This window comes from ANME-2 cluster archaeon (genome assembly GCA_019429385.1).
Classification (GTDB): domain Archaea; phylum Halobacteriota; class Methanosarcinia; order Methanosarcinales; family Methanocomedenaceae; genus Methanocomedens_B.
In genome coordinates this window covers 1-21,811 of the sequence record JAHYIS010000038.1, presented here as the reverse complement: position 1 = coordinate 21,811, position 21,811 = coordinate 1, and the positions used below count along the sequence as shown (strand labels likewise).

Here is a 21,811-nt window from a genome sequence, read left to right as displayed (position 1 = left end):
TGTCAAGGATGAGTATATATAGATTTCTCAACAAATCATAGTATTATCCTTAGGGCCCTCCAAAACATTCCCACATACAATGGGTCCTAAAGATCCCATTTACTAATTAACTAATGAGAATTCCTTTTAACATCAAATTTTCCTCCGACATATTATAAATGCCTTTATTTGACACTATTTCCCCCCTCACCAATCCATTTTAGGCCTATCTGACCTCATATTTTCTCAATATTCTCAAAATTTAATGATAGCTATCGCCCATCATTGTATGACACCTTTCTTGCTTAGTGAACGCAATTGATACAAATTATAATCGAATGCAATAAACAGCATTTTGACATTCTTTCTTGCCAAAGTTGTTACTTTTACATTTCCAGACACGAACACAGTTTTCATGACTGCATAAACTCTTTCACATTTTGCCCTTGTGTGATTGATTCATTTATTCCTGAGTACATCTCTAATGCTTATGGGATGTCCCCTCACCCCTCTTTGCATAGGTGCACCATACCCTTTTGGTTTCACTCCAAAGTAACCTTAGTCCCTATAAGCCACTTCACCTTCCATTGATAAGTTAACCTGACTATCATGAACAGATGCTGTTGTTGTTTTGATTCTTCTAATCAATTCAAAATCCACATCAATTATGGTGTGTAACTTGTATTCAAAATACGATTTACTTCCTTTCTTAGACCAAGTACCATCTTTACTCCTTCGTTTTTTTACTTCATTATCATGCGATGTTTCTGCCCTGGCATGTCCTGGTTCAGATTGGATGAAAATTGCATCTTGAATCATCCCTTTCTTAATTATCAGGACTTTTATGTCAAACTGTCTCTGCAATTCATCCCATATAATAGAGTATTTTCCAGTCTTTGCTATCCTTTCTTTAAAGTCCTTCACTGTGGGGAACGATCAGGTATCTTTTTTGGGAAACTAATCTGTTTTATTGTTGCACATTTCGTCAATTATTGGACGAAATGGTTTTCAGTCTATAAGTGATTCTATCTCAGAGACTTTCGAGCCGTTTATATTCTTCACAGAGTGAAAAATCGATTAGCTAGGACATATAATGAAATATATTTGCAATATATTTAAACTATTATAAATAGTTTGTTAGTATAGGGTGGTTAATAGAAATTCTCTTAAGACATTCCCCAATAATGGCCATAATGCAATATTGCCCACAATACAATAGTATATAATTCGGTTCCAATGAATATTAACGTTGGTGAACTGAACATGGAAATGCTGCTCCACATATGCTGTGCCCCCTGCGCCACCTATACGGTACGGGCACTGCGGGACGAAGGTTTCGAGCCGGTAGGCTATTTCTATAATCCCAACATCCATCCATTCACCGAGTACCGTCGCCGGCTGGAGACACTGCAGCAGTATGCTGAGGTCGTGAAACTGGATGTGGTGTACCGTGATGAGTACATGCTTGAAGAATTTATAAAACAGGCGTTTGAAGTGGAAGACAGGTGCCACCTCTGCTACACCCTCAGGCTGGAGGCAGCAGCCAGACAGGCATCTGACATGGGCATTCCTGTGTACACGTCTACCTTGCTCATTTCCCCTTACCAGAAACATGAGATGATAAAAGATATCGGCGAGGGTCTTGCATCAGAATACGGGGTGGATTTTTTTTACCGGGATTACCGTCCCGGGTATAAGGAAACCTACCAGCTGTGCAGGGACCTGGAACTGTACCGCCAACCTTATTGCGGATGTATCTTTAGTGAAAAGGACAGGTATTACCGAAAATTAGTAGAGAAATGAGCGTGACAATATTCATAATCCTGCCAGTAGTACGAGATTAATCTGTACAACAAATCGATGAAAAAGATTTGGAATGTATTCTGCGAATATAATATATGTATAAACTATCATTTTAGGAGCATAGTTCTGTAAAAGAATCAATAGAAAAAATATTTGGTTATCTACATTCCTGTGGTATTTCATATGAAGCGCGAAAAATCGAAACAATTGTTCAGCAAAGCAAAGGACCTGCTCCCCGGCGGAGTAAGCAGCCCGGTAAGGGCAATAAACCCGTACCCGTTCTACACAAAAAGTGCCGACGGCTCAAAACTCACTGATGTTGACGGTAATACGTACATCGATTATTGTCTGGGATACGGGCCACTTATGCTGGGACACAACCATCCGGCTATCAAGGAAGCCATCCGTGCCCAGTTGGACCAGGGCTGGCTCTACGGGACGCCTACCGAAATGGAAGTGAAACTTGCAGAACGTATCTGTGACAATTATTTCAGTATCGATATGGTCAGGTTCGTGTCGACCGGTACTGAGGCCACTATGGGAGCTATCCGGGCAGCCAGGGGTTATACGGGCAAGAACAAGATCATCAAGATAGAGGGCGGGTTCCATGGAGCCCATGATGCGGTCCTGGTAAAGGCAGGGAGCGGTGCGACCACGCAGGGTGCACCGGATTCTCTGGGTGTTCCCAGGGACTTCACGAAGCATACCCTGCAGGTCCCATACAATGATATTGATGCCATTGTTGAAGCCATAGATGGATATAATGGCGAGGTGGCAGCCCTCATCATGGAACCTGTCATGGGTAATATCGGCCCGATCCTTCCTGAAGAAGGTTATCTGGAACAGGTAAGGAAAGTAACGAAAGAGAATGATGTCCTGCTCATCTTTGATGAAGTGATAACGGGGTTCAGGCTTGCCATGGGAGGTGCACAGGAATATTACAATGTTTCACCCGACCTGACCACACTGGGCAAGATAGTGGGAGGTGGTCTTCCGATTGGTGTGATAGGCGGTCGCCGTGATATTATGCAACACATATCACCTGCCGGTAAAGTGTATCAGGCAGGGACCTTTAACGGACACCCATTGTCACTGGCAGCTTCACTTGCCACTCTTGACGTGCTTGAAAAAGAGAAGGTACACGAAAAGGTGAACCAGAAATCAGACGGCCTGCGCGCCATGTTGCGGGATACCGTGAACGACCTGGGACTGGACTACAATGTCAGCGGTGTAGGTTCTATGTTCAAGGTGTTCTTTGGCGAGATGCCTGCCAATTACCAGGAAGCTTTGAACTGTGATAAGGAAGGTTACTTTAATTTCTTCCACAGGATGCTCGATAGCGGCGTGTTCCTGCCACCGTCGCAGTTCGAGACCAATTTCCTGTCCGCTGCACATACTGATGAAGATATTGATGCCACCCTCAAGGCATATGAAGAGAACCTGAGGCCCTGAGCAATGATAATCGGTACACGGGGAAGTGCCCTGGCCCTGGCGCAGGCAGACAAGGTAGCTGCTATGCTAAAGGAGCGCGGATTTGATACCAGGCGCAAGATCATAAAGACAAGCGGTGATGCCTTCACTGACCGCCCCCTGCACGAGGTGCCGGGAGTGGGTGCATTCGTGCGCGAACTGGATGACAGGATGCTGGAAGGCGAGATCGATATCGCGGTCCACAGCATGAAGGACATCCCCACGGAGCGACCTGATAAACTGGCCATCGCTGCCGTACTGGAACGTGATTCGCCCCTGGATGTGTTGCTGACGAACGACGGTTCCACGCTGGATGAACTGCCTGAAGGGGCTATCATCGGCACCACAAGTATGCGCAGGCGCGCCCAGCTTCTTAGATACAGGCCCGACCTGAATATTCAGGACCTGCGGGGTAATATCAATACCCGCCGCCGAAAACTTGAGGAAGGTCAGTATGATGGTATCCTGCTGGCAGAGGCCGGACTGCAGCGTATGGGCTGGGAACTGGACGTGGTGCAGCTTGACCCTGATAATTTCTGCCCGTCCGCCAACCAGGGGACCATTGTGGTGGTGACGCCAAAGGATACTGAAGGCCACAAAGCCGTATCGCTGCTGGACCATCCTCCCACGAATCTTGAGACCCGGCTTGAGCGTATTGTAATTGGAATCCTTGGGGGGGGCTGTCTGGTGCCTATTGCCGCTTTTGCTACCAGGGTGGGCAGTGGTATGAGGATACGGGCTGAGGTGCTGTCACTGGAAGGCGACAGGTTTGTCAAAGTGGACGAGGTTGTGCCTCTTGATAGGTGTGAGGAAGAAGCAAAACGGTTGGGTCATCAAATTGTTGAGCAGGGAGGCGCCGAACTGGTCAGTGAGGCGGTAGAAATGTTATCAAATGGTCGGAAATTCAATTGAGTTCAATTCATGAGTGCATACATCGGAGACTAACATATGAACAGCAAAAAACTGGGTAAGGTATACCTTGTAGGCAGCGGTCCGGGTGACCCGGAACTGCTCACGCTAAAAGCACGCAGGCTCATAGACGAGGCCGAGGTCATAGTATATGACCAGCTTCCCGGAGAGCAGATCCTGGCCAGCATGCCAAAAAACGCGGAAAAGATAGATGCCGGCAAATATGCAGGCAGCCACACTCTCAAACAGGAGCAGATCAACCAGGTACTGGTGGATAAAGCTAAAGAGGGAAAGATGGTGGTCAGGTTGAAAGGCGGCGACCCCTATGTATTCGGACGTGGCGGCGAGGAAGCGCAGGTGCTGGTACGAGATGGCATAGAAGTTGAAATCGTGCCCGGCATCACATCTGCAATTGCGGCACCGGCCTATGCAGGCATACCTGTTACCCACAGGGACCATGCCAGTATGGTGACATTTATCACAGGGCATGAAGACCCCACAAAGGAAGATTCGGCCCTTGACTGGGACGCACTGGCAAAGTTCAGCGGAACCATAGTCATCCTGATGGGAGTCAGCATGCTGCCCAGAAACGTGAATGAACTGATGAAGTATGGCAAAGACCCTGCAACCCCGGTGGCACTTATCGAGCGGGGAACCCGGCCCGACCAGAGGACCACAGTAGGTACGCTGGAAAACATTGTCAAACTGGCAGAGGAAAGAGGCGTCAAGGCTCCGGCCATTACCATAATAGGTGGCGTGGTCACCCTGCATGATGAACTGGGTGAACTCAGGTAGTTTTGTTGGGAATTATGGCCAGTACCTCTTTCAGTTCCGATGCCAGCACTCACATCAACATCGACACCAGACCTACGGTTGCCATAATGCGGCCCGTCCGCTACGAACAGGATTCCATCCAGGTATGCCAGCAGGCCGGATTTGATGTTATATCTGCTCCCATGATAGCGATACTGGATAAGAGGGATGAGTATTTTAACGGGTTTGTGTCCCGGATACTGGCCGGACAGTCGGATATTGTAATTTTTACCAGTGCAAACGGCATAGACCATACGCTGGATAAGGTGCCTGACCGGGATGCTTTTATCGCTGCATTGAACCGACTTACCACTATTGCTATCGGTCCCAAGACCAGGGAAGCAGCTCTGGAGCAGGGGATTTTGATATCGTTCATGCCAGAGTCGTACAGTTCGGAAGGGTTGGTTGAAGCCATCAGAAATAATGTGTACGGGAAAGTGGTTGACATTGCCAGGAGTTCCCATGGTGCACCTGTACTGGTGGAAGGTTTAAAGGCTGCCGGTGCCGATGTTTTTGAAACACAGGTCTATGAGATTACCAGCCCTGTAAGGGGGAGTGCACAGGAAGCACTGATACAGGCAATTCTGGATAAAACGGTTGATGCTGTGGTATTTACCAGTTCAATGATGGTCCGGAATTTCCTTGGGATGGCATCACAGATAGGGTTTAAGGATGAGGTTATCAGGAAATTGAATGATGAGGGTATCGTTGTGGCTGCCATCGGACATCCAACTTCCAATACATTAAATATATATAAAATTCCAGTTACTATTATTTCAAATGAATATACATTCAAAGCATTGATAGAGGAAACAAGAAAATTCTTCTTTGTGCCGGGTTAACGTGAGACTTTGGAGTTTGTCCAGGGTGTCCAACAAAGTTGAACTAAAAAAGTTATACTTTATGTACTATGAAAAAAGAATTCGGTATTCAATATGACTAAACTCATTGTAGATGATAAGGCCATTGAGTTCATAAGGGCTGAACTGGAGAAGGAACAATCACCTGCTGTACGCTTATCCATAACTGGCGGCGGCTGCTGCCAGCAACTTGGCATTGCAACCGTGGAAAAGGAAATTGCCAGGGATGTTAAGTATATCGAGAAAGGTGTCACCTTCCATGTGGAAAAATACCTGGATTCCAATGCATCTTCCATCGAGATCACGCTTGATGAAGAGAGGCAGATGCTTTTGGTGAACATGAATTACAATATTGATTAAATAACGAATGGTGTAATAAAGATGATAGGCATTTCAAAACTTTACTGCGGGACCGTTGAACCATCCGATGCCCTGAGGTACGGGCGGGAATCAGGCAAACTTCCATCTCACTTGTTGCAGTTCTCAAAGGATAAAAAACCTGTAGTGGTCTGGAATATGGGACGTCGCTGCAATCTGCATTGCGTGCACTGCTATGCCCAGTCAAGGGATATTGAATATAAAGATGAACTGACCACCCAGCAGGGCAAGGAACTGATAGACGACCTTGCCCAGTTCGGTGCGCCGGTGATACTGTTCTCAGGTGGTGAACCCACCATGCGAAAAGACCTTCCTGAACTCGCCATGTATGCAAGGGATAAGGGAATGCGTGCCGTTATCTCCACGAATGGTACATTGATCGATGAGAAGATGGCCAGGGTCTTGAAGGACATCGGACTATCGTATGTAGGTGTATCACTGGACGGTATGAGGGAGACCAATGATAAGTTCAGGGGTATGCCTGGTGCTTTTGATGCAGCATTGCAGGGTATGCGCAACTGTAAGGCGGAAGGTATCAAGGTCGGTCTTAGATTTACCATTAACAAGAAAAACGCTCAGGACATACCTGCCATCTTCGACCTGTTGTATGAGGAAGGTATTCCAAGGGTCTGTTTCTACCATCTGGTCTATGCAGGACGCGGTTCAAAAATGGTGGAAGAAGACCTGAGCCATGAAGAGAGCCGCCGTGTAGTGGACCTTATCATGGATAAGACAAAGGAGATGCATGACAAAGGTTTCCCTATGGAAGTACTTACCGTGGACAACCACTGTGACGGGCCTTATGTTTATTTCCGGTTGCTGGAAGAAGACCCGGAGCGCGCTGCCGAAGTCTATGAACTGCTTATGATGAACCAGGGTAATTCATCCGGTATCGGTATCGGCTGCGTATCATGGGACGGTTCTGTACACGCTGACCAGTTCTGGAGGCATTATTCTTTTGGTAATGTAAAGGAAAGGCCTTTCAGTGAGATATGGATGGATACCAGTGATAAGCTCATGGCCGGTCTCAAGGACCGTAAAAATCTGATAAAGGCAAATGCAGATAGATGTGCCAAATGTAAATGGCTGGAGATATGCAATGGCAACTTCAGGGTCCGGGCAGAGGCCATCTATGATAATGTATGGGCTGATGACCCGGCATGTTATCTTACCAAAGATGAGATCGGTTACGATGAGGTCAAATAGGGAGAATACGGTCAAATAGGCAGATTGAGCTATCAACTACCTTTTTGGCATTCTTTTTTTAAGAAATGTAATAATCACTCTTTCCGTCTTGCCATAGCGAGCATATTGGCAATCCGAGCAGCAAACGCTCCAGCCACGAACCCGGCATCAATATTTACCACGCTCAGCACAGAGCATGACTGAAGCATGGTATGCAACGCTGCCTTCCCGCCACCTCCGGCCCCGTATCCGGATGAGACCGGCACTCCTATCACCGGCACATCCACCAGTCCTGATACAATGGTGGGGAGAGTACCTTCCCGGCCAGCGGCCACCACTATGGCGTCAACCCCCTTCTCCACCATTTCTGCCAGACCAGGGAACAGCCTGTGAATGCCGGCAGCACCCACATCATAAATGGTATGCACTGTCACACCCATCTCCTGTGCTATGACCTTAGCCTCTTCTGCAACAGGAATATCAACCGTTCCTGCAGTGATGATACCGATTACCCCCCCGGTTGATTCAACATGTGAACCGCCTTTGCGCAGTATTGCAATCCTCGCATGCCGGTTCCATTCCACTGGATGTTTTTGTTTTAACGCTTCAAGCTGTTCATCCGAGACCCTGGTAATAATAACCGTTGATTCATGCTCAAGATGGGATAAGGCAATACCAACCAGGTCATCAATAGTTTTACCGGGAGCGTAAACAGCTTCAGGAATTCCGGTACGTCTTGCGCGGTGAGGGTCGATACAGGCGACATTTTCAAGGGTATGGAGGTTATTGATACGTATCTGTTTTACAGCTTCGTCAATATCAATGTTGCCCGTTTTTACATCTTCAAGTAGTCGGGTAAGGTCCATGATCAAATATCTTCCAGAGTCTTTCGCTGTGCATACATTGATTCCCGCATCTCTTTCGCTTCCTTGATTATACTGCGAAGTCCATGTACATCAATTTCTTTCTGGATACTTTCATAGAACAACTCTTCAGTGGTTCTTGGTTGGACCAGACTTTCGAGTTCGTGGGATTCGATTTCTACTGCCTGCATGCTTTCTGGATTCATATTCCATCCTGTTTTAGTAGGCTTGGTTACAACATGTTGAATGGGGATAGCCCTCTGAATTTCAAGGGCCGGCTGGGCAACTTCACCCAGCATTATAGAACCGCTCAATTCTTTAAGCTGGGCTACAGCTTTTTGTATAATATTGAGACGTTCAAGACTTGCATCAATATCCAGGTCACCACTATTCAGTTTGATATATTCGAATTCACGCCTAAGGTTGTATGCTTTTTCTTCAATTTCAGCCATCCAGACAGCCACGTTATGGATATCCTGCGAACTGTTTGCCAGGTGAGGGAGCACTTCCATGAACAATGTAGTATAAAGTGCCCCTGCCACTAGCAGTGGGAACAATGGACTCCAGGTAAATGATGCTAAACCCATATAGAGCAGGATAGAATAGAGAATAAGTATCTGGCCGCCCAGTATGGTGCAGGGGTCTGTGCGTGTTATAGGCAGATTTGGATAACTGGCTTTTATAAATGACCTGGCAAAAGCAGCTGTCATCAGGATAACACCAGGTATAAGTGGAAAGAGAAAGTTCCGTACAACTTCAAAATGTCCTGCAGCACCTGCTATTGAAACAGCCAGGAGTGACACCCCTGCTATAATGCCATTGAGGTCAAGGTTAAGTAGAGCACTTCCACTATGCTGGTTTTTCTCAGATTCCATGCTGACATAAGACGTGATAAAAAATACCAGTCCCAGAAAACCAGTGAACAGCGGATTTCTTAAAAGACTGAACATGTCTAAGTATACCAGGACCGTAAATATGATTAATACGATTCCTGCAGTAATATTTGAGAGAGATGCACTGACTACATCTATCAGTCTTTCATTTGAATTATCCATATACATATCTCACGAGAAGTACCCTAAATCAAGTCTAATTATTTTTTGAAACAAATTAATATAGTAAAGTGATTTTTATTAGTATTAATAGTTTTGTGTCATCTGGCTACTTTGACGCAATCTGACTAATTTAGGGTCATCAGATTATTGTGGTCTCATTTTCAATCCAATAAGTTAAATGGATTAAAAAATAATTCTGTGAGTAAATGCCTGTAGAAATATCGGTCAATGACTCATGTACGGGATGTGGACGCTGCAGGAACCTTTGCCCAAAAGGTCCTATTATCTGGGATATTCGAAAGATGGACAATGGCAGAGTTGTATATTATGCAAAAGAACCTGCTTTTTGTCTTTTTTGCAAGAGGTGTGCAGGGGCGTGTCCTGTGGGCGCAATAACCGTATTGAACATATCAGGACGCTCAAAATAGTAGTATATATTTTGGAAGGTTTGTACAAAACAGTGCAAAATGTGATCGATAAAATCAATACTTATAATAATCACTGAAATCAATGTTGTTTAACGATATGTTATAGTGAGATCAGGAAATATTGAACATTTTATACTTATCAATTGGAGTGGAACAATGACAAAGGAACCGGTAAAACTGCTTGATGATGAAGGATTGACATTTTTAACCTGCATGCAGTGCGGGACATGTACCGGAAGTTGCCCTTCCGGACGGTACACCAGCCTGAATACCAGACGTATAGTACTGTCTGCAAGGCGGAATAAGGATGTGTATCACGATAAAGACCTGTGGATGTGTACGACCTGTTACCAGTGTCAGGAACGGTGTCCAAGAGGAATAAATATCGTTGATGGGATTCTGGCCCTGAGGACGGAATCGGTTCATATGGGACTCATGCTTCCTGATCATCGCAAAGTGGCAGGGCTGGTTATAGAAAAGGGCCATGCAGTACCTATAAATGATACTAACCGGGACAAACGAAAGAAACTGGGGATGGACGAGCTCCCTGAAACGGTCCACAAGTACCCGGATGCTCTTGACCAGGTGAAAAAACTGCTAATAGCTACTGGTTTTGTCCAACTGGTCAAGGATACGGAAGGAAAAGAAAAGGAGGGAGGGCAATGAAACCTGTATCGCTGTTCCTGGGATGTATTATTCCCAACCGTTATCCTGGCATTGAAAAAGCTACAAAGCTGGTATTGGACGGACTGGGTATCGACTGGACTGACCTGGCCGGTGCGTCATGCTGCCCTGCCCCGGGTGTGTTCAGGTCATTTGATAAGGTCACATGGTTGACCCTTGCAGCCCGGAATATCGTGTTATCTGAACAAATGAACCGGGATGTACTGACTATATGTAACGGTTGTTTCGGTTCCCTGACTGATGCCAACCATGAACTCAAGCATGACCAGGGTCTGGCCAGGCAGGTCAATAAGCATCTCGCAGAAGTGGATATGAAGTACAACGGCTCAGTTGAGGTCCGTCATATCATCGAGTTCCTGTCCAAGGAAATCGGACCCGGGACGATAAAAGAAACCATTAAGCATCAGCTTGACCTGAAGGTAGCATTGCATTATGGCTGCCATCTCATCAAACCTTCCAAAGAGCGGGACCTGGGGACCGTGGAGAACCCGGTGTTCTTTGATGAACTTGTGGAAGCGCTTGGCGCACAGAGTATTGATTATGAGGATAAGATGGCGTGCTGCGGTGCAGGAGGCGGCGTACGTTCTGCATTACTGGATACGTCACTGGAGATGGCAGAAGCAAAATTGCAGCATATTGCCGAGGCAGGAGTAGACTGTATCGTCAATGCATGTCCATTCTGTCACCTGCAGCTGGACTTTGGGCAGGTAGAGATAAAAGATAAGTTCGGGCATGAATACAATATCCCGGTGCTGCATTATTCCCAGTTGCTGGCTATTGCTATGGGGCATTCACCTGAAGAGGTGGGTGTGGACCTGAATTTCATAACAGATGCACAGTTCATTGACCGGTTAAGGGGGTAAGGTGAAAATGAGCAGCAGCAAGATAGGCGTGTACCTGTGCAGGTGTGGTGGCAATATCTCGGATGTTGTCGATATTGATGACGTGGCCGGGGCAATGAAAGGAAAGGACAATGTGGCATCGGTAACCATTCAGGATTATCTGTGCAGCTCAGCCGGACAGGGATCCATTGAACAGGATATCAGGGGTGGTAACGTGGATAAAGTGGTCATAGGTTCCTGTTCTCCAAAACTTCACCTGGAAACATTCCGGAAAATGGCAGGGAAAGCAGGTATCAATCCCATGATGCTGGAAATAACGAATCTTCGGGAGCAGGATTCATGGGTACATCCTGATGAACCCGAACAAGCTACGAGCAAGGCAAAGTCCCTGATCACAGGAGCAGTGGCCAGAATGGCGGCATTGTCAGAACTTGCACCCATAGAAAAAGACCTTGTAGACAGGGTATTGGTGGTAGGCGGCGGTATTGCAGGGATAACAACAGCGCTGGAGCTGGCAGATGACCATGAGGTCGTGCTGGTGGAGAAGGAACCTTATATCGGTGGTCATATGATAGGATTGTCCAAGACCTTTCCCACCTATGATTGTTCCCAGTGTACCCTGACACCAAAGATGGTGGCAGTGTACAACCATCCCAATATTACTATGTTCACAAACACGGAAGTGGATGGTGTACAGGGAAATGTGGGTGACTACACGGTTGCATTAAAACATTCTCCCAGGTACGTGGATGTGGAAACATGTACTTCATGTGGCAGGTGTGCTGCAAAATGTCCGGTTGACGCCATTTACCTGCCATTTGCCCAGGCCATACCCCAGGTGTATATTATTGACAAGGAAAAGTGTATTGACTGTGGAGCATGCGCAAAGATCTGTCCTGTGGATGCCATCAGGCTTGAGGATGAGGTCCGGACTGAAGACATAAAAGTGGGTTCGGTGGTGATTGCTACTGGTTTTAAGATTTTTGACGTATCGCGTATCGAGGAATATACTACCGACCATCCGGATATTATTACTGCAGTGGAGTTCGAGGATATGCTTTCAGCAAAGAGCCATACCGGCATGCGACTCCAGAAAGCAGACGGAACGATGCCAAAACGGGTAGCGTTCGTATTGTGCGTGGGCAGCCGGGATTTCGAGAAATATAACAAGCATTGCAGCAGGGTATGCTGCCTGTATTCGATGAAGCAGGCGCACCTGGTTAAGAAGATGAACAAGGATGCTGAGGTGACGATATTCTACATTGATATGCGGGCTGCAGGGCGCCGTTTTGAAGAGTTCTATTATAATACCCAGAAGGAGGGTGTACAGTTCATCAGGGGCAGGATAGCGGAAATAACACCAACGAAGAACGGTGACCTGAAGGTGAGATATGAAGATACCCTGCTCAACTCCAAGGAGGAAGATGTGTTCGATATGGTCGTGCTGTGCCCTTCGCTGGAGGCTGCCGAAGGGTCGCAGGAACTGGCCCGGCAGTTGAATGTCCCGATAGGTGATGATGGTTTTATCGAGGAGAAGCATGTAAAGATAGACCCTGTCAGTTCCCTGAACCAGGCAGTGTACATGGCTGGTTGCTCAATAGGTCCCAAGGACATCCATGATTCGGTGACCGATGGTATCAGTGCCGCTCATAAGACACACCAGTTCCTGGGGAAGGGCAGGATTGCCATATCTCCGGAAAAACCCGTCATCAATGACCGGTGTGACGAGTGCGGTATATGTATCGAGGAGTGTCCCTATGATGCGTTGTCCGGACCGGGCAGACCGAAACTTGAACCGCTGGCATGTACGGGTTGCGGTGTGTGCGCTGCCGTGTGCCCGCAGCAGGCTATTGATATCCAGAACTACACGCGCGAGCAGCTCAAGGCGCAGGTTAAAGGAATGCTGGAGGCAGGCCCGGGTGTAATTGTGTTCATCGACCCTGCGGCCTATGCAGCTGCTGACCTGGCAGGGGTGAACCGCAATCAGTATTCCTCAAAGATACTTTTTGTGCAGGTGCCATCCATCCATATACTGGATGCGGATATCGTGAACTTTGCTTTTGAGAGTGGAGCTGGAGGTGTGATGCTGGTTGAAGGGACTACTGATGAGCGGCTGGTGGAGCGGTCCAAGGCGCTCTACAATATGCTCAAGAAAGAGACACGGGAGCAGAAAAAGCCTATAAGGTATTCGCATGTGGAAACGGCGCAGTATGAGAAGATGGGGAACCTGTTCAATGTGTTTGCGGAAGGGGTGAAGGTGTAAATTTGTCACCTTTTGAACTCAATCCCCTTTAATAATACAAACCGCTGCAGTCTTTATATCCCGCTTCTGCTCATTCAACCTGCGCAGGAAATAACCAAGCCAGCCCTTGCCGTAGGGGATATATCCGCAGACCCTGTACCCATCCCGAGCCAGTTCTTCCTTCCGTTTGTCATGCGCACCCATGAGCATCTGGAACTCGAAATTCCGGGGATGGTCCCGGTTCAATTGCCTGGCCAGTTCGATAAGTTCATCATCGTGGGTAGCCACTGCAATCAGTTCAGGTCCGCCATCCCTGAACAGCATCTCCATCTGATCTGCATAGGCTTTCCTGATATCACAATGTTCCTTAATAACTATATCAGCCGGTTCTTTGTATGCTCCTTTACACAGGCGTATCTTTGCGCCGATTGACGAGAGGTCTTTCAGGTCACCCGGCGTCCTGAACAGGTATGCCTGAATGGCTAATCCTATATTCTTATTTTCGGAATAGAGTTGTTTGTAGATATCAATGATGTCCTGGGTATAGGCGCTCCCTTCCATATCTATCCATACAAAAATGCCACGGGCGGCTGCCTTCTTTATCAGAGGTGCTATCGTCCTGATGCACGTCTGCATATCTTTCATAAGCCCCAACTGGGTGAGTTTGATGGAAATGGCACTGTCTATCTGTTCCTGTTTGATGCCATCCAGGAGCCTGCTATATTCTTCTGCTGAGGCTTCTATCTCTGAGATATTCTCGTTATGTTCTCCCACGTGGTTGATAATACCGGTTATTCCCCGGGTGTTTGCAGATTTTGCCCTCTCAACAGCATCTTCAAGATATTCACCGGCAACCCAGCGTTTCGCCAGATGTATCAGAATTCCCATATCTATTTACTCCACTCAGGGAAAATTCCCTATGATTAAATTGGTAATATCACTTTAAAAAAGTATCCCCTTTATCATCTCAAATAACTATCCAGTTCAATTATCCATAACTGAAACCATTCACCCTGGAAATATATCCTTAGAGGAAACTATAAGTAACTCTGAAATAGATTAATTATCGGGGAATTTTACATGAAATTGAATATCTTAATCGCTTTTATTATAGTAATTGCAGTACTGACAAGTGGATGCACACAATCAGATGACAATACCATTGTCATCGGGTCCAAACAATTTCAGGAATCATATATCCTTGCACATATGATATCCCTCCTGCTGGAAGAGCATGGATATGAAACAGATGTAAAAGAAGGGTTAGGTGGTACCTTCGTCAATTATGAAGCCCTGAAACAAGGTCAGGTCAACACGTATGTGGAATATACCGGAACAGCATACAGCCAGATATTGAATAAACCACCACTTGAGGTATGGGACCCCCAGCTAGTATATGAAGAAGCAGAAAAAGGTTTGCTTGAACAGGATGGCGTGCTTATTGTCAACAACCTGGGTTTTGAGGATGCTTACGCTATAGCGGTCAAGAAAGATTGGGCGCAGGCAAATAACGTGTCCAGAATCAGTGAGCTTGAAGTATTTGCACCGGAAATGGTAATTGGGACTGACCCTGAATTTGCACAAAGGGAAGATGGTCTTCCTCGCATAGAAGAAGTATATGGTTTTAAATTCAAAAATTACCGGCAGGGACTGGCCACTATCATGTACGAAGCTATCAAACAGGGTGATGTAGAGGCAGTGTCAGCATATACGACCGATACCAGGAACGAATTGTTCAATCTCAGGATACTGGAAGATGATAAGAACGCTTTGCCACCCTATGATGCCATAGTTATTGTTACAGAGAAGTTCGCATCTGAAAATCCGGATGTTGTTGATATCATCAAGGAACTGGACGGCAGAATTGATACTGATTCAATGAGGGAACTTAATTATCAATATGATGTGGACAAAAAAGAAGCACGGGATATTGCCAGGGATTTTCTCGTACAGCAGGGGTTAATTGCTGAAGAGTAATTCAACCCTTTTTGATTTATTTATAAAACATGACGAGATTCATAGATAGCCATGCCTACTCAAAGACTATTTGACAGGATCGACTCAGTTCATCTTCAGCAGGTCACGAAAAAATACGACGAACACTTTGCTGTTGAACAATTGGACCTTGATATACAGGGCGGTGAACTGTTGATACTGATAGGTCCCAGTGGTTCTGGAAAGACCACCACCCTCAGGATGATAAACCGGCTTATTGAACCGGATGAGGGAGTCATAACGATAAACGACCATGACATAATGGAATTTGACCCTGTCAGGTTGCGAAGGAACATCGGTTATGTCATCCAGGATATCGGTCTTTTTCCCCATATGACCATCAAGGAGAATATAGGGCTGGTCCCCCGTCTGGAGGGGTGGTCCGACCAGGATATCTCAGACAGGGTAAAACATCTCCTTGATTTTGTATCACTTCCCCCCGAATCATTTATGGACAGGTATCCCAGTCAGTTGAGCGGTGGGCAGCAGCAGCGGGTCGGACTTGCCAGGGCACTTGCCATGGACCCGCCCTTATTGTTGATGGATGAACCGTTTGGAGCACTTGACCCAATATTGAGAAAGCAGTTGCAGGATGAGTTCAATGTAATAAAACAGGAAATAGGCAGGACAATATTGTTTATTACCCATGACATTGATGAAGCATTCAAACTGGGGGATAGAATCGGTATTATGTCTGATGCTAAACTCATCCAGATAGGTACTCCTGAAGAATTGATCCTGAACCCTGAAAATGAACTGGTTTCTGATATTGTTGATGCAAAAAGGAAATTCAAACACATGGATACCCTCAAGGTAAAGGATATGATGTCTCCTATAACTGAGAAATATCTATTTGATGCCGGAATGACCGCACAGCAAGCTGTTAATAGGATGGCAAAAACCAATGTGGAACTAGCTATCGTACTTGATAGCTCTGATCCAATAGGATATGTTGCAATGGTGGACCTGCTTCAACAAACATACGATAATGTAGCACTTCGGGATATTGCAAGAGCTATCCCTGTTTTTTCACCAAATGATCATATTGCATCAGCATTGGGGAAATTAAAAGACCAAGCCGAATCATTAGGAATTGTGATAGAAGCAGGCCGTCCATGTGGAATTTTCTTTTTAGACAAAGTGCTCCTGAAACTCATTTGATAAATAGTATCAATAGGCAAGGTTGGATTTATGGAACAATTCATTGTACAGATAATGGATGTATGGGATTCACAATTGTTAACCATGCGTACAATGGAGCATTTGTATATGTTCAGTATTGCCCTTTTTTCAGCCACAGTCATTGGTATCAGTGTGGGGATCATTGTATTTCTGCATCCAAGAATTGCCAATCCGATATTGAATATCCTCAATATTATCGAAACCCTACCTGATATTGCACTTCTGGTTCTATTGCTTCCCTTCTTTGGTTTAGGGGCAAAACCTACTATTGTTGCATCGATCCTGTATTCTATCCTGCCTATCACCAGGAATACCTATGTGGGTCTGAAAAGTGTCAACAAAGAGTATATTTACATCGCACAGGCAATAGGACTGTCATCAAAAGAGATATTGGTCAAGGTAAGGATGCCAATGGCACTTCCACTCATTGCTGGTGGTTTCAGGATAGCACTGGTATTTACTATGGGCTTGATCACCCTGGGTGGCCTAATTGCAGCAGGTGGCCTTGGAACGGCATTGCAGACGGGTATTTACCTGTATGATGTGGATACCATTCTGGTTGCAGGATTATGGACCGGAATGCTTGCAGTTATTCTGGATGCAATTGCTGGTGTTATTGAAAACAGACTCAAGGTGAGGTATGGTTCATGGTAATATTTTCCACTATTGCAGATGCTACTGTTGAGCATATTGTTCTCACATATTCAGCTCTTTTCATAAGTATCGTCATAGCTATTCCACTGGCATTTGCCTCATTGTATAGTACCAGGCTGGCTTCTATCGTAATAAAATTTGCAAACCTGGCCCAGGCAGTACCGAGTTTTGCTGTTGTTGCAATTGTGGTTCCACTTATTGGAATAGGTTTCACCCCGGCTATAATAGCCATTATGCTAAGGGCTTTGCTCCCCATTATTAAAAATTCCTATATAGGCCTAACCAATATTGATCCATTATTAATAGAATATGCTAAAGGTATTGGATTAACTGACTGGCAGATCAACCGTCACATTAGAATACCAAATGCATACCCTGCAATGTTCGCAGGTATAAAATTTGCAGCTATCCTGGCCAATAGTATCGCTATACTGACCGCAATTATTGGTAGCGGTGGACTGGGAGAACTGGTATTTGAAGGTCTGATAGCTTTTAACACGGATAAGATCTTGGCTGGAGCCCTTCCTGCTATAGTGCTCGCATTATTCATTGATGTGTCATTTTCATTCCTTGAGAGGAGATTGACACCAGTATATCTCAAAGGTTGAAAAGGTATTTTTATAAGGATGATACATACAAGAACATACAAAATATAAGAATTTCAGGCATTTATAAATAATATTGAGTTTATAAATTCTTAAAAAAAATTAGAATGGATATGAAATCAAAACATTTATGAGAATACAAGAAACACGATTATCCTGAATTGACTCTTTGAATAAATACTTTAAACAGGTATTAACATTAATGGTATAAAACCATACAGTGTGTTGCCGATAGGTGTATAGAATGCAATGGGCAGAGACAAATGCAGTTAGAGCTACTTTTTTAATTTTATTTTTATTGGCCCTTTTGCCTGTATTAGATGCATCGAACGGAGATTGTCTTAGCTGTCATAATAATACAGCCCCCTATCTTGATGTCAATATTTCAGCAATAAATGCCAGTGTGCATGCTGATTTGAACAATGGTACACCTTATAATGCATCAATAGACCCATTGAACCGGGTATGTTGGGCATGTCATGGGAACGGAACTGCTCCTATCGGAACTCACTCAGATGCTGCAGTGAATGCCACCAATCCTGCCAATTACACGAATCCTCTGAATTGCAATGAGGGGGATTGTCATATAAACGGGACACTCCCCGGCAGTAACATCAGTGGCCCATCTATTCCCATTGTACTGGAACATATTCAGAATATAAATCTATCTACAGATATCGATACTTTTGATAATTGCAGCTATTGCCATAATCAAAGCCTGACCCCCAGGATATTAAATGACAATAATGCATCTAATGTTACCCTCTTATCAAATGTGTCTCATTACGCCAACACTTCTACTCTTATCTCCACGGTTGTTGATTGCAGCCTTTGTCATAAGAATACAAGTGTTGGTGTCCAGTGGAACGTTTCAGACCAGATACGGCATCCAGTGAATAAGACAGCAGGATTTTGCAGCAACTGTCATGGCAATGATACAACATTCCATAGGGAAAACCTATCCAAGGCCGCTGACATCCATACCTTTGGTTTTGACTGGGAGGGTGACGGTATTGATTATGAGGTCCAGGCGGGCCAGCAGCGGCAGGATAATGAAGGGTGCTATGCCTGCCATAAAGAAGACGTAGAACCAATGACATTTATATCAGATAATAATACCAATATCTGTGAAGAGTGTCATTATTCGAGTCCTTCCGGGCCATTCAGTGATAAGATCCAGCTGAGAAGCGATATTAACGAAACAATGCCCGGAGTGGTCAACCATATCAATAGACCATTGACCTTGATACAGGTACCCAATCAAAGTGCTGCCTATTCCACCACCACCCAGATAACACCCTCAACATGTTTTAGTTTTGATAATAATACAGGCAATGGTTCATGCCATGGTGTAGGCCGGGAGAAGAACGGTTCTGCAGGCGGGTATTATGCTTTTTATAACTTCGGATTGCCTGACTCAAATATGAGTCCCTACCGGTTCACGCAGACCATAGACCATATGCCCAATACCAGTGATTGCAGGATCTGTCATCTTGGTGCTAATACGAGCATTGGCACCCTGGTCGAATCGACCTGGTGGGGTGCACCGTCCAATGTAACTGCTCTTGTTACCGGTGTTCCTCAACATGTAAATGCAACGGTCACTAAAGAGGAATGCTGGGACTGCCATGCCGGGGGAGCTCAACCGCTGGATTTCCATTCAGCCAATGTGACCCGGGGAGGTGACCCTGATTGTATCAAATGCCATCAGATGTCAAGCACAAACGTGACCCATCATATCAATACAACCACTTTCAACAGCAGTGTGCATGCGGGCATGAATTCCTTGAATGCTTCGTCACAGGGCTACTTCTCAGATAATGGGGCCTGCTGGGCATGTCATGATTCTGCTGGTAATGTAACCGGCGGAATGGGTGACCGATTTGCGAATCCTTTTATGTGCGTGGACTGCCATGTTGCCGGGGGAGCCAAATATGGGGTTACTTTCAATGGAGACCCGCAACCTGCAAAACCCGTTTCAAACCATTTCAACGGAGGGAATATCTCTGCACTCTGGAATACGACCAGCGCCCAGGCTTCATGTATCGACTGCCATGAGAATGTTTCCAGCATGGTACTTTACAATAACGATACCGACACCGGCAGTTTTATCGGTGATGGAGAGCGCTTCACAGGTGGGAACCTGAGTTTCTACCATTATGGCAAGAACAGATCAGCATTCGGCAAAACACCGGGAAGTGCTGATTATTGTTCCTACTGCCATAAAAACGCCACCGTTGAATTCAGCGGTGTATTTACAGACCCTTCGAATACTTCGATAAATAACCACAGCCTGAGATACAATAGCACGAACCCGGGTTGTAATGCGAGCGAATGCCACAATAGCACGGGATACCAGTTCCATGATGAACCTCTCAAGAAGCCAATAATAAACGATACTCTTTGCCTGGCATGTCATGGGATATCAAAGACTTACAGCGGTAACATGGTTACTACAAACAAGACGCGCCATAACCAGGCTGTAAACTGTACTGCCTGTCACACCTATAATTCCACTGAAATTCATCCTATGAACTATCTCCAGCAGGACGATACCTTCAGCACATCCAACGTTACTGCAATTGACTGTGTCCGCTGTCATAGCAACAACGCCACCCTTTCCAACTTCACTCCCACCCGACCGCTCGTTGCAAATACCGGCGGCATGTTCGCTCACAGCGATAACCTCAATAACGGCAGCCGGTGGAATAGCACTGTTTACTGGAACACCACCAACGAAGCCTGCGAATACTGTCACAACGATACCAGGCACAGCGACCCTGCCACGGGTCTTATCGAGAGTATCCGCAACGGCCAGGCATTGAACACCAGCATCACCAGCACCAACACCTGGTGCCGAGGGTGTCATGTCAATTCTGCACCCTACTATAACGGTACCCAGTGGACCCCGGTTCCACCGACCATTGTACTGAACAATACGCTCAATGGCACTGCATGGGATAATTCCGGCCAGGTATGGTACAATCACTCGTTCATGGGGAGCAATGTCAATGACAGTACATGCCAGCCCTGTCACGGTGCTCTATTGCTCACGATATCAACTCCTACTACGAAAGATTTCGTGCATAGAGTGGCAGTGGGTGGATTCGGGGCTGATTGTATATCATGCCATGATATTGGCGGTACTGCACCCAAGGTCAATTTCACGGTAATGAATGATTCACTATCAATTCACCAGAATATCCAGAATCTATCAACTATCACCAACCCGTATGCCATAAGTGACACCAACAAGATCTGCTGGGCATGCCACATCAATAACGGTACCTATCCTGCAACGGCAACGTCACATGCTGACCGTCTGGGTGACTTTAATGGGGTTGAACCTTACACCTGTGAGGAATGCCATGTTGGTACCAATAAACCAACCAACCTATCAGGTGCTGGTGTAATTCCTGCAGTAGTTGAACACTTTTACGGCGGCAGCGAACTCAAAGCAGGTAATGGCACGAATAACATGTCGTCCTGTGTAGTATGCCACAATCTTACCGAGATGAAACTCCTTGATATCGGTCCTGCGGCTGCAGACCCGGCCGACCGGACCAATGATAGTTACCTTATCGCCCACTATGGCAGGAAGAGAACAGACCTTCGTACCTGGTCGGGTGGTGTGAATTGCAGTTACTGCCACCAGGCAGGGTCAGCGTTCAACAGTACCGGCATAATGGTGAATCCTACATTCAATGCAAGTGTTCCCGAACATAGTCTGAATGCCGGTGCCTGGGGTACTACATCACCGAACTGTACCAATGCATCGTGCCATAACGGTGGCTGGATGCATAATGATAGTCTCACCAAACCCGTGCTTGTGCTTGAGAATACGACTCTGTGTACCGGTTGTCA

General features: G+C 45.8%; 19 protein-coding genes and 1 pseudogene. 16 read left to right on the top strand and 4 right to left on the bottom strand.

Features of this window, described 5'->3' with window-relative positions; genetic code table 11:
* Window positions 1-261 precede the first annotated feature (261 nt).
* Window positions 262-1,069 (bottom strand): annotated as a pseudogene (locus K0A89_11230) (transposase).
* Window positions 1,070-1,215: 146 nt separating this feature from the next.
* On the opposite strand from K0A89_11230, the gene K0A89_11225 reads away from it, so the two are divergent.
* The 7 genes from K0A89_11225 (at window position 1,216) to ahbC (ending at window position 7,418) form a co-directional block, all read left to right on the top strand.
* Window positions 1,216-1,782, top strand: a complete 567-nt coding sequence (locus K0A89_11225) for an epoxyqueuosine reductase QueH (GenBank protein ID MBW6519057.1) — start codon at window positions 1,216-1,218, stop codon at window positions 1,780-1,782.
* Between the two features lie 183 nt (window positions 1,783-1,965).
* Complete coding sequence (hemL, locus tag K0A89_11220; protein MBW6519056.1) at window positions 1,966-3,234, top strand: glutamate-1-semialdehyde 2,1-aminomutase; 1,269 nt, start codon at window positions 1,966-1,968, stop codon at window positions 3,232-3,234.
* Between the two features lie 3 nt (window positions 3,235-3,237).
* A complete protein-coding gene (gene hemC / locus K0A89_11215) occupies window positions 3,238-4,164 on the top strand; it encodes a hydroxymethylbilane synthase (GenBank protein ID MBW6519055.1) in 927 nt (308 codons plus the stop codon).
* 36 nt (window positions 4,165-4,200) lie between these two features.
* Window positions 4,201-4,956: a uroporphyrinogen-III C-methyltransferase gene (cobA, locus tag K0A89_11210; GenBank protein ID MBW6519054.1), complete on the top strand. Its 756-nt coding sequence runs from the start codon at window positions 4,201-4,203 to the stop codon at window positions 4,954-4,956.
* A 14-nt stretch (window positions 4,957-4,970) separates the two neighbouring features.
* A complete protein-coding gene (locus tag K0A89_11205; protein MBW6519053.1) occupies window positions 4,971-5,816 on the top strand; it encodes a uroporphyrinogen-III synthase in 846 nt (281 codons plus the stop codon).
* A gap of 93 nt (window positions 5,817-5,909) precedes the next feature.
* A complete protein-coding gene (locus K0A89_11200; protein ID MBW6519052.1) occupies window positions 5,910-6,194 on the top strand; it encodes a hypothetical protein in 285 nt (94 codons plus the stop codon).
* A 21-nt stretch (window positions 6,195-6,215) separates the two neighbouring features.
* Window positions 6,216-7,418, top strand: coding sequence for a 12,18-didecarboxysiroheme deacetylase (gene ahbC, locus K0A89_11195; GenBank protein MBW6519051.1), 1,203 nt, complete (start codon window positions 6,216-6,218; stop codon window positions 7,416-7,418).
* A gap of 74 nt (window positions 7,419-7,492) precedes the next feature.
* Here ahbC and larB read toward each other — a convergent pair whose 3' ends face one another.
* Window positions 7,493-8,263, bottom strand: a complete 771-nt coding sequence (gene larB, locus K0A89_11190) for a nickel pincer cofactor biosynthesis protein LarB (protein MBW6519050.1) — start codon at window positions 8,261-8,263, stop codon at window positions 7,493-7,495.
* Window positions 8,264-8,265: 2 nt separating this feature from the next.
* Window positions 8,266-9,315: a hypothetical protein gene (locus K0A89_11185; protein MBW6519049.1), complete on the bottom strand. Its 1,050-nt coding sequence runs from the start codon at window positions 9,313-9,315 to the stop codon at window positions 8,266-8,268.
* A gap of 206 nt (window positions 9,316-9,521) precedes the next feature.
* Here K0A89_11185 and K0A89_11180 point away from each other — a divergent pair, with 206 nt between their 5' ends.
* From K0A89_11180 to K0A89_11165, 4 genes are all read left to right on the top strand, one after another.
* On the top strand, window positions 9,522-9,743 hold the full coding sequence (locus tag K0A89_11180) for a 4Fe-4S binding protein (protein ID MBW6519048.1): 222 nt from the start codon (window positions 9,522-9,524) through the stop codon (window positions 9,741-9,743).
* Window positions 9,744-9,899: 156 nt separating this feature from the next.
* A complete protein-coding gene (gene hdrC, locus K0A89_11175) occupies window positions 9,900-10,409 on the top strand; it encodes a CoB--CoM heterodisulfide reductase subunit C (GenBank protein ID MBW6519047.1) in 510 nt (169 codons plus the stop codon).
* Entirely contained in the window at window positions 10,406-11,290 is an 885-nt protein-coding gene (gene hdrB / locus K0A89_11170) for a CoB--CoM heterodisulfide reductase subunit B (GenBank protein ID MBW6519046.1), read from the top strand. Before hdrC ends, hdrB begins: the two co-directional genes overlap by 4 nt.
* Window positions 11,291-11,297: 7 nt before the next feature.
* On the top strand, window positions 11,298-13,532 hold the full coding sequence (locus K0A89_11165; protein ID MBW6519045.1) for an FAD-dependent oxidoreductase: 2,235 nt from the start codon (window positions 11,298-11,300) through the stop codon (window positions 13,530-13,532).
* Window positions 13,533-13,550: 18 nt separating this feature from the next.
* Here the strand turns inward: K0A89_11165 and K0A89_11160 are convergent, their stop codons facing one another.
* The gene (locus tag K0A89_11160; protein ID MBW6519044.1) at window positions 13,551-14,399 is read right to left on the bottom strand and encodes a proline dehydrogenase family protein; all 849 of its coding nucleotides are present in this window, start codon (window positions 14,397-14,399) and stop codon (window positions 13,551-13,553) included.
* A 192-nt stretch (window positions 14,400-14,591) separates the two neighbouring features.
* On the opposite strand from K0A89_11160, the gene K0A89_11155 reads away from it, so the two are divergent.
* The 5 genes from K0A89_11155 to K0A89_11135 all read left to right on the top strand — a co-directional run.
* Window positions 14,592-15,488, top strand: a complete 897-nt coding sequence (locus K0A89_11155; GenBank protein ID MBW6519043.1) for a glycine/betaine ABC transporter substrate-binding protein — start codon at window positions 14,592-14,594, stop codon at window positions 15,486-15,488.
* 51 nt (window positions 15,489-15,539) lie between these two features.
* Window positions 15,540-16,667, top strand: coding sequence for a betaine/proline/choline family ABC transporter ATP-binding protein (locus K0A89_11150; GenBank protein MBW6519042.1), 1,128 nt, complete (start codon window positions 15,540-15,542; stop codon window positions 16,665-16,667).
* A 30-nt stretch (window positions 16,668-16,697) separates the two neighbouring features.
* Window positions 16,698-17,342, top strand: coding sequence for an ABC transporter permease (locus K0A89_11145; GenBank protein MBW6519041.1), 645 nt, complete (start codon window positions 16,698-16,700; stop codon window positions 17,340-17,342).
* Window positions 17,336-17,950, top strand: coding sequence for an ABC transporter permease (locus K0A89_11140; protein MBW6519040.1), 615 nt, complete (start codon window positions 17,336-17,338; stop codon window positions 17,948-17,950). Before K0A89_11145 ends, K0A89_11140 begins: the two co-directional genes overlap by 7 nt.
* 241 nt (window positions 17,951-18,191) lie before the next feature.
* On the top strand, window positions 18,192-21,811 hold a 3,620-nt coding region (locus tag K0A89_11135), incomplete at its 3' end, for a hypothetical protein (GenBank protein MBW6519039.1).

Coding starts and splice junctions, on each gene's coding strand:
- K0A89_11185 (MBW6519049.1), bottom strand. CDS start 9,315: ATGGATAATTCAAATGAAAGACTGATAGATGTAGTCAGTGCATCTCTC.
- K0A89_11200 (MBW6519052.1), top strand. CDS start 5,910: ATGACTAAACTCATTGTAGATGATAAGGCCATTGAGTTCATAAGGGCT.
- K0A89_11225 (MBW6519057.1), top strand. CDS start 1,216: ATGAATATTAACGTTGGTGAACTGAACATGGAAATGCTGCTCCACATA.
- K0A89_11180 (MBW6519048.1), top strand. CDS start 9,522: ATGCCTGTAGAAATATCGGTCAATGACTCATGTACGGGATGTGGACGC.
- K0A89_11165 (MBW6519045.1), top strand. CDS start 11,298: ATGAGCAGCAGCAAGATAGGCGTGTACCTGTGCAGGTGTGGTGGCAAT.
- K0A89_11150 (MBW6519042.1), top strand. CDS start 15,540: ATGCCTACTCAAAGACTATTTGACAGGATCGACTCAGTTCATCTTCAG.
- larB (MBW6519050.1), bottom strand. CDS start 8,263: ATGGACCTTACCCGACTACTTGAAGATGTAAAAACGGGCAACATTGAT.
- cobA (MBW6519054.1), top strand. CDS start 4,201: ATGAACAGCAAAAAACTGGGTAAGGTATACCTTGTAGGCAGCGGTCCG.
- K0A89_11155 (MBW6519043.1), top strand. CDS start 14,592: ATGAAATTGAATATCTTAATCGCTTTTATTATAGTAATTGCAGTACTG.
- hdrB (MBW6519046.1), top strand. CDS start 10,406: ATGAAACCTGTATCGCTGTTCCTGGGATGTATTATTCCCAACCGTTAT.
- K0A89_11205 (MBW6519053.1), top strand. CDS start 4,971: ATGGCCAGTACCTCTTTCAGTTCCGATGCCAGCACTCACATCAACATC.
- hemL (MBW6519056.1), top strand. CDS start 1,966: ATGAAGCGCGAAAAATCGAAACAATTGTTCAGCAAAGCAAAGGACCTG.
- hdrC (MBW6519047.1), top strand. CDS start 9,900: ATGACAAAGGAACCGGTAAAACTGCTTGATGATGAAGGATTGACATTT.
- K0A89_11145 (MBW6519041.1), top strand. CDS start 16,698: ATGGAACAATTCATTGTACAGATAATGGATGTATGGGATTCACAATTG.
- K0A89_11140 (MBW6519040.1), top strand. CDS start 17,336: ATGGTAATATTTTCCACTATTGCAGATGCTACTGTTGAGCATATTGTT.
- hemC (MBW6519055.1), top strand. CDS start 3,238: ATGATAATCGGTACACGGGGAAGTGCCCTGGCCCTGGCGCAGGCAGAC.
- K0A89_11160 (MBW6519044.1), bottom strand. CDS start 14,399: ATGGGAATTCTGATACATCTGGCGAAACGCTGGGTTGCCGGTGAATAT.
- ahbC (MBW6519051.1), top strand. CDS start 6,216: ATGATAGGCATTTCAAAACTTTACTGCGGGACCGTTGAACCATCCGAT.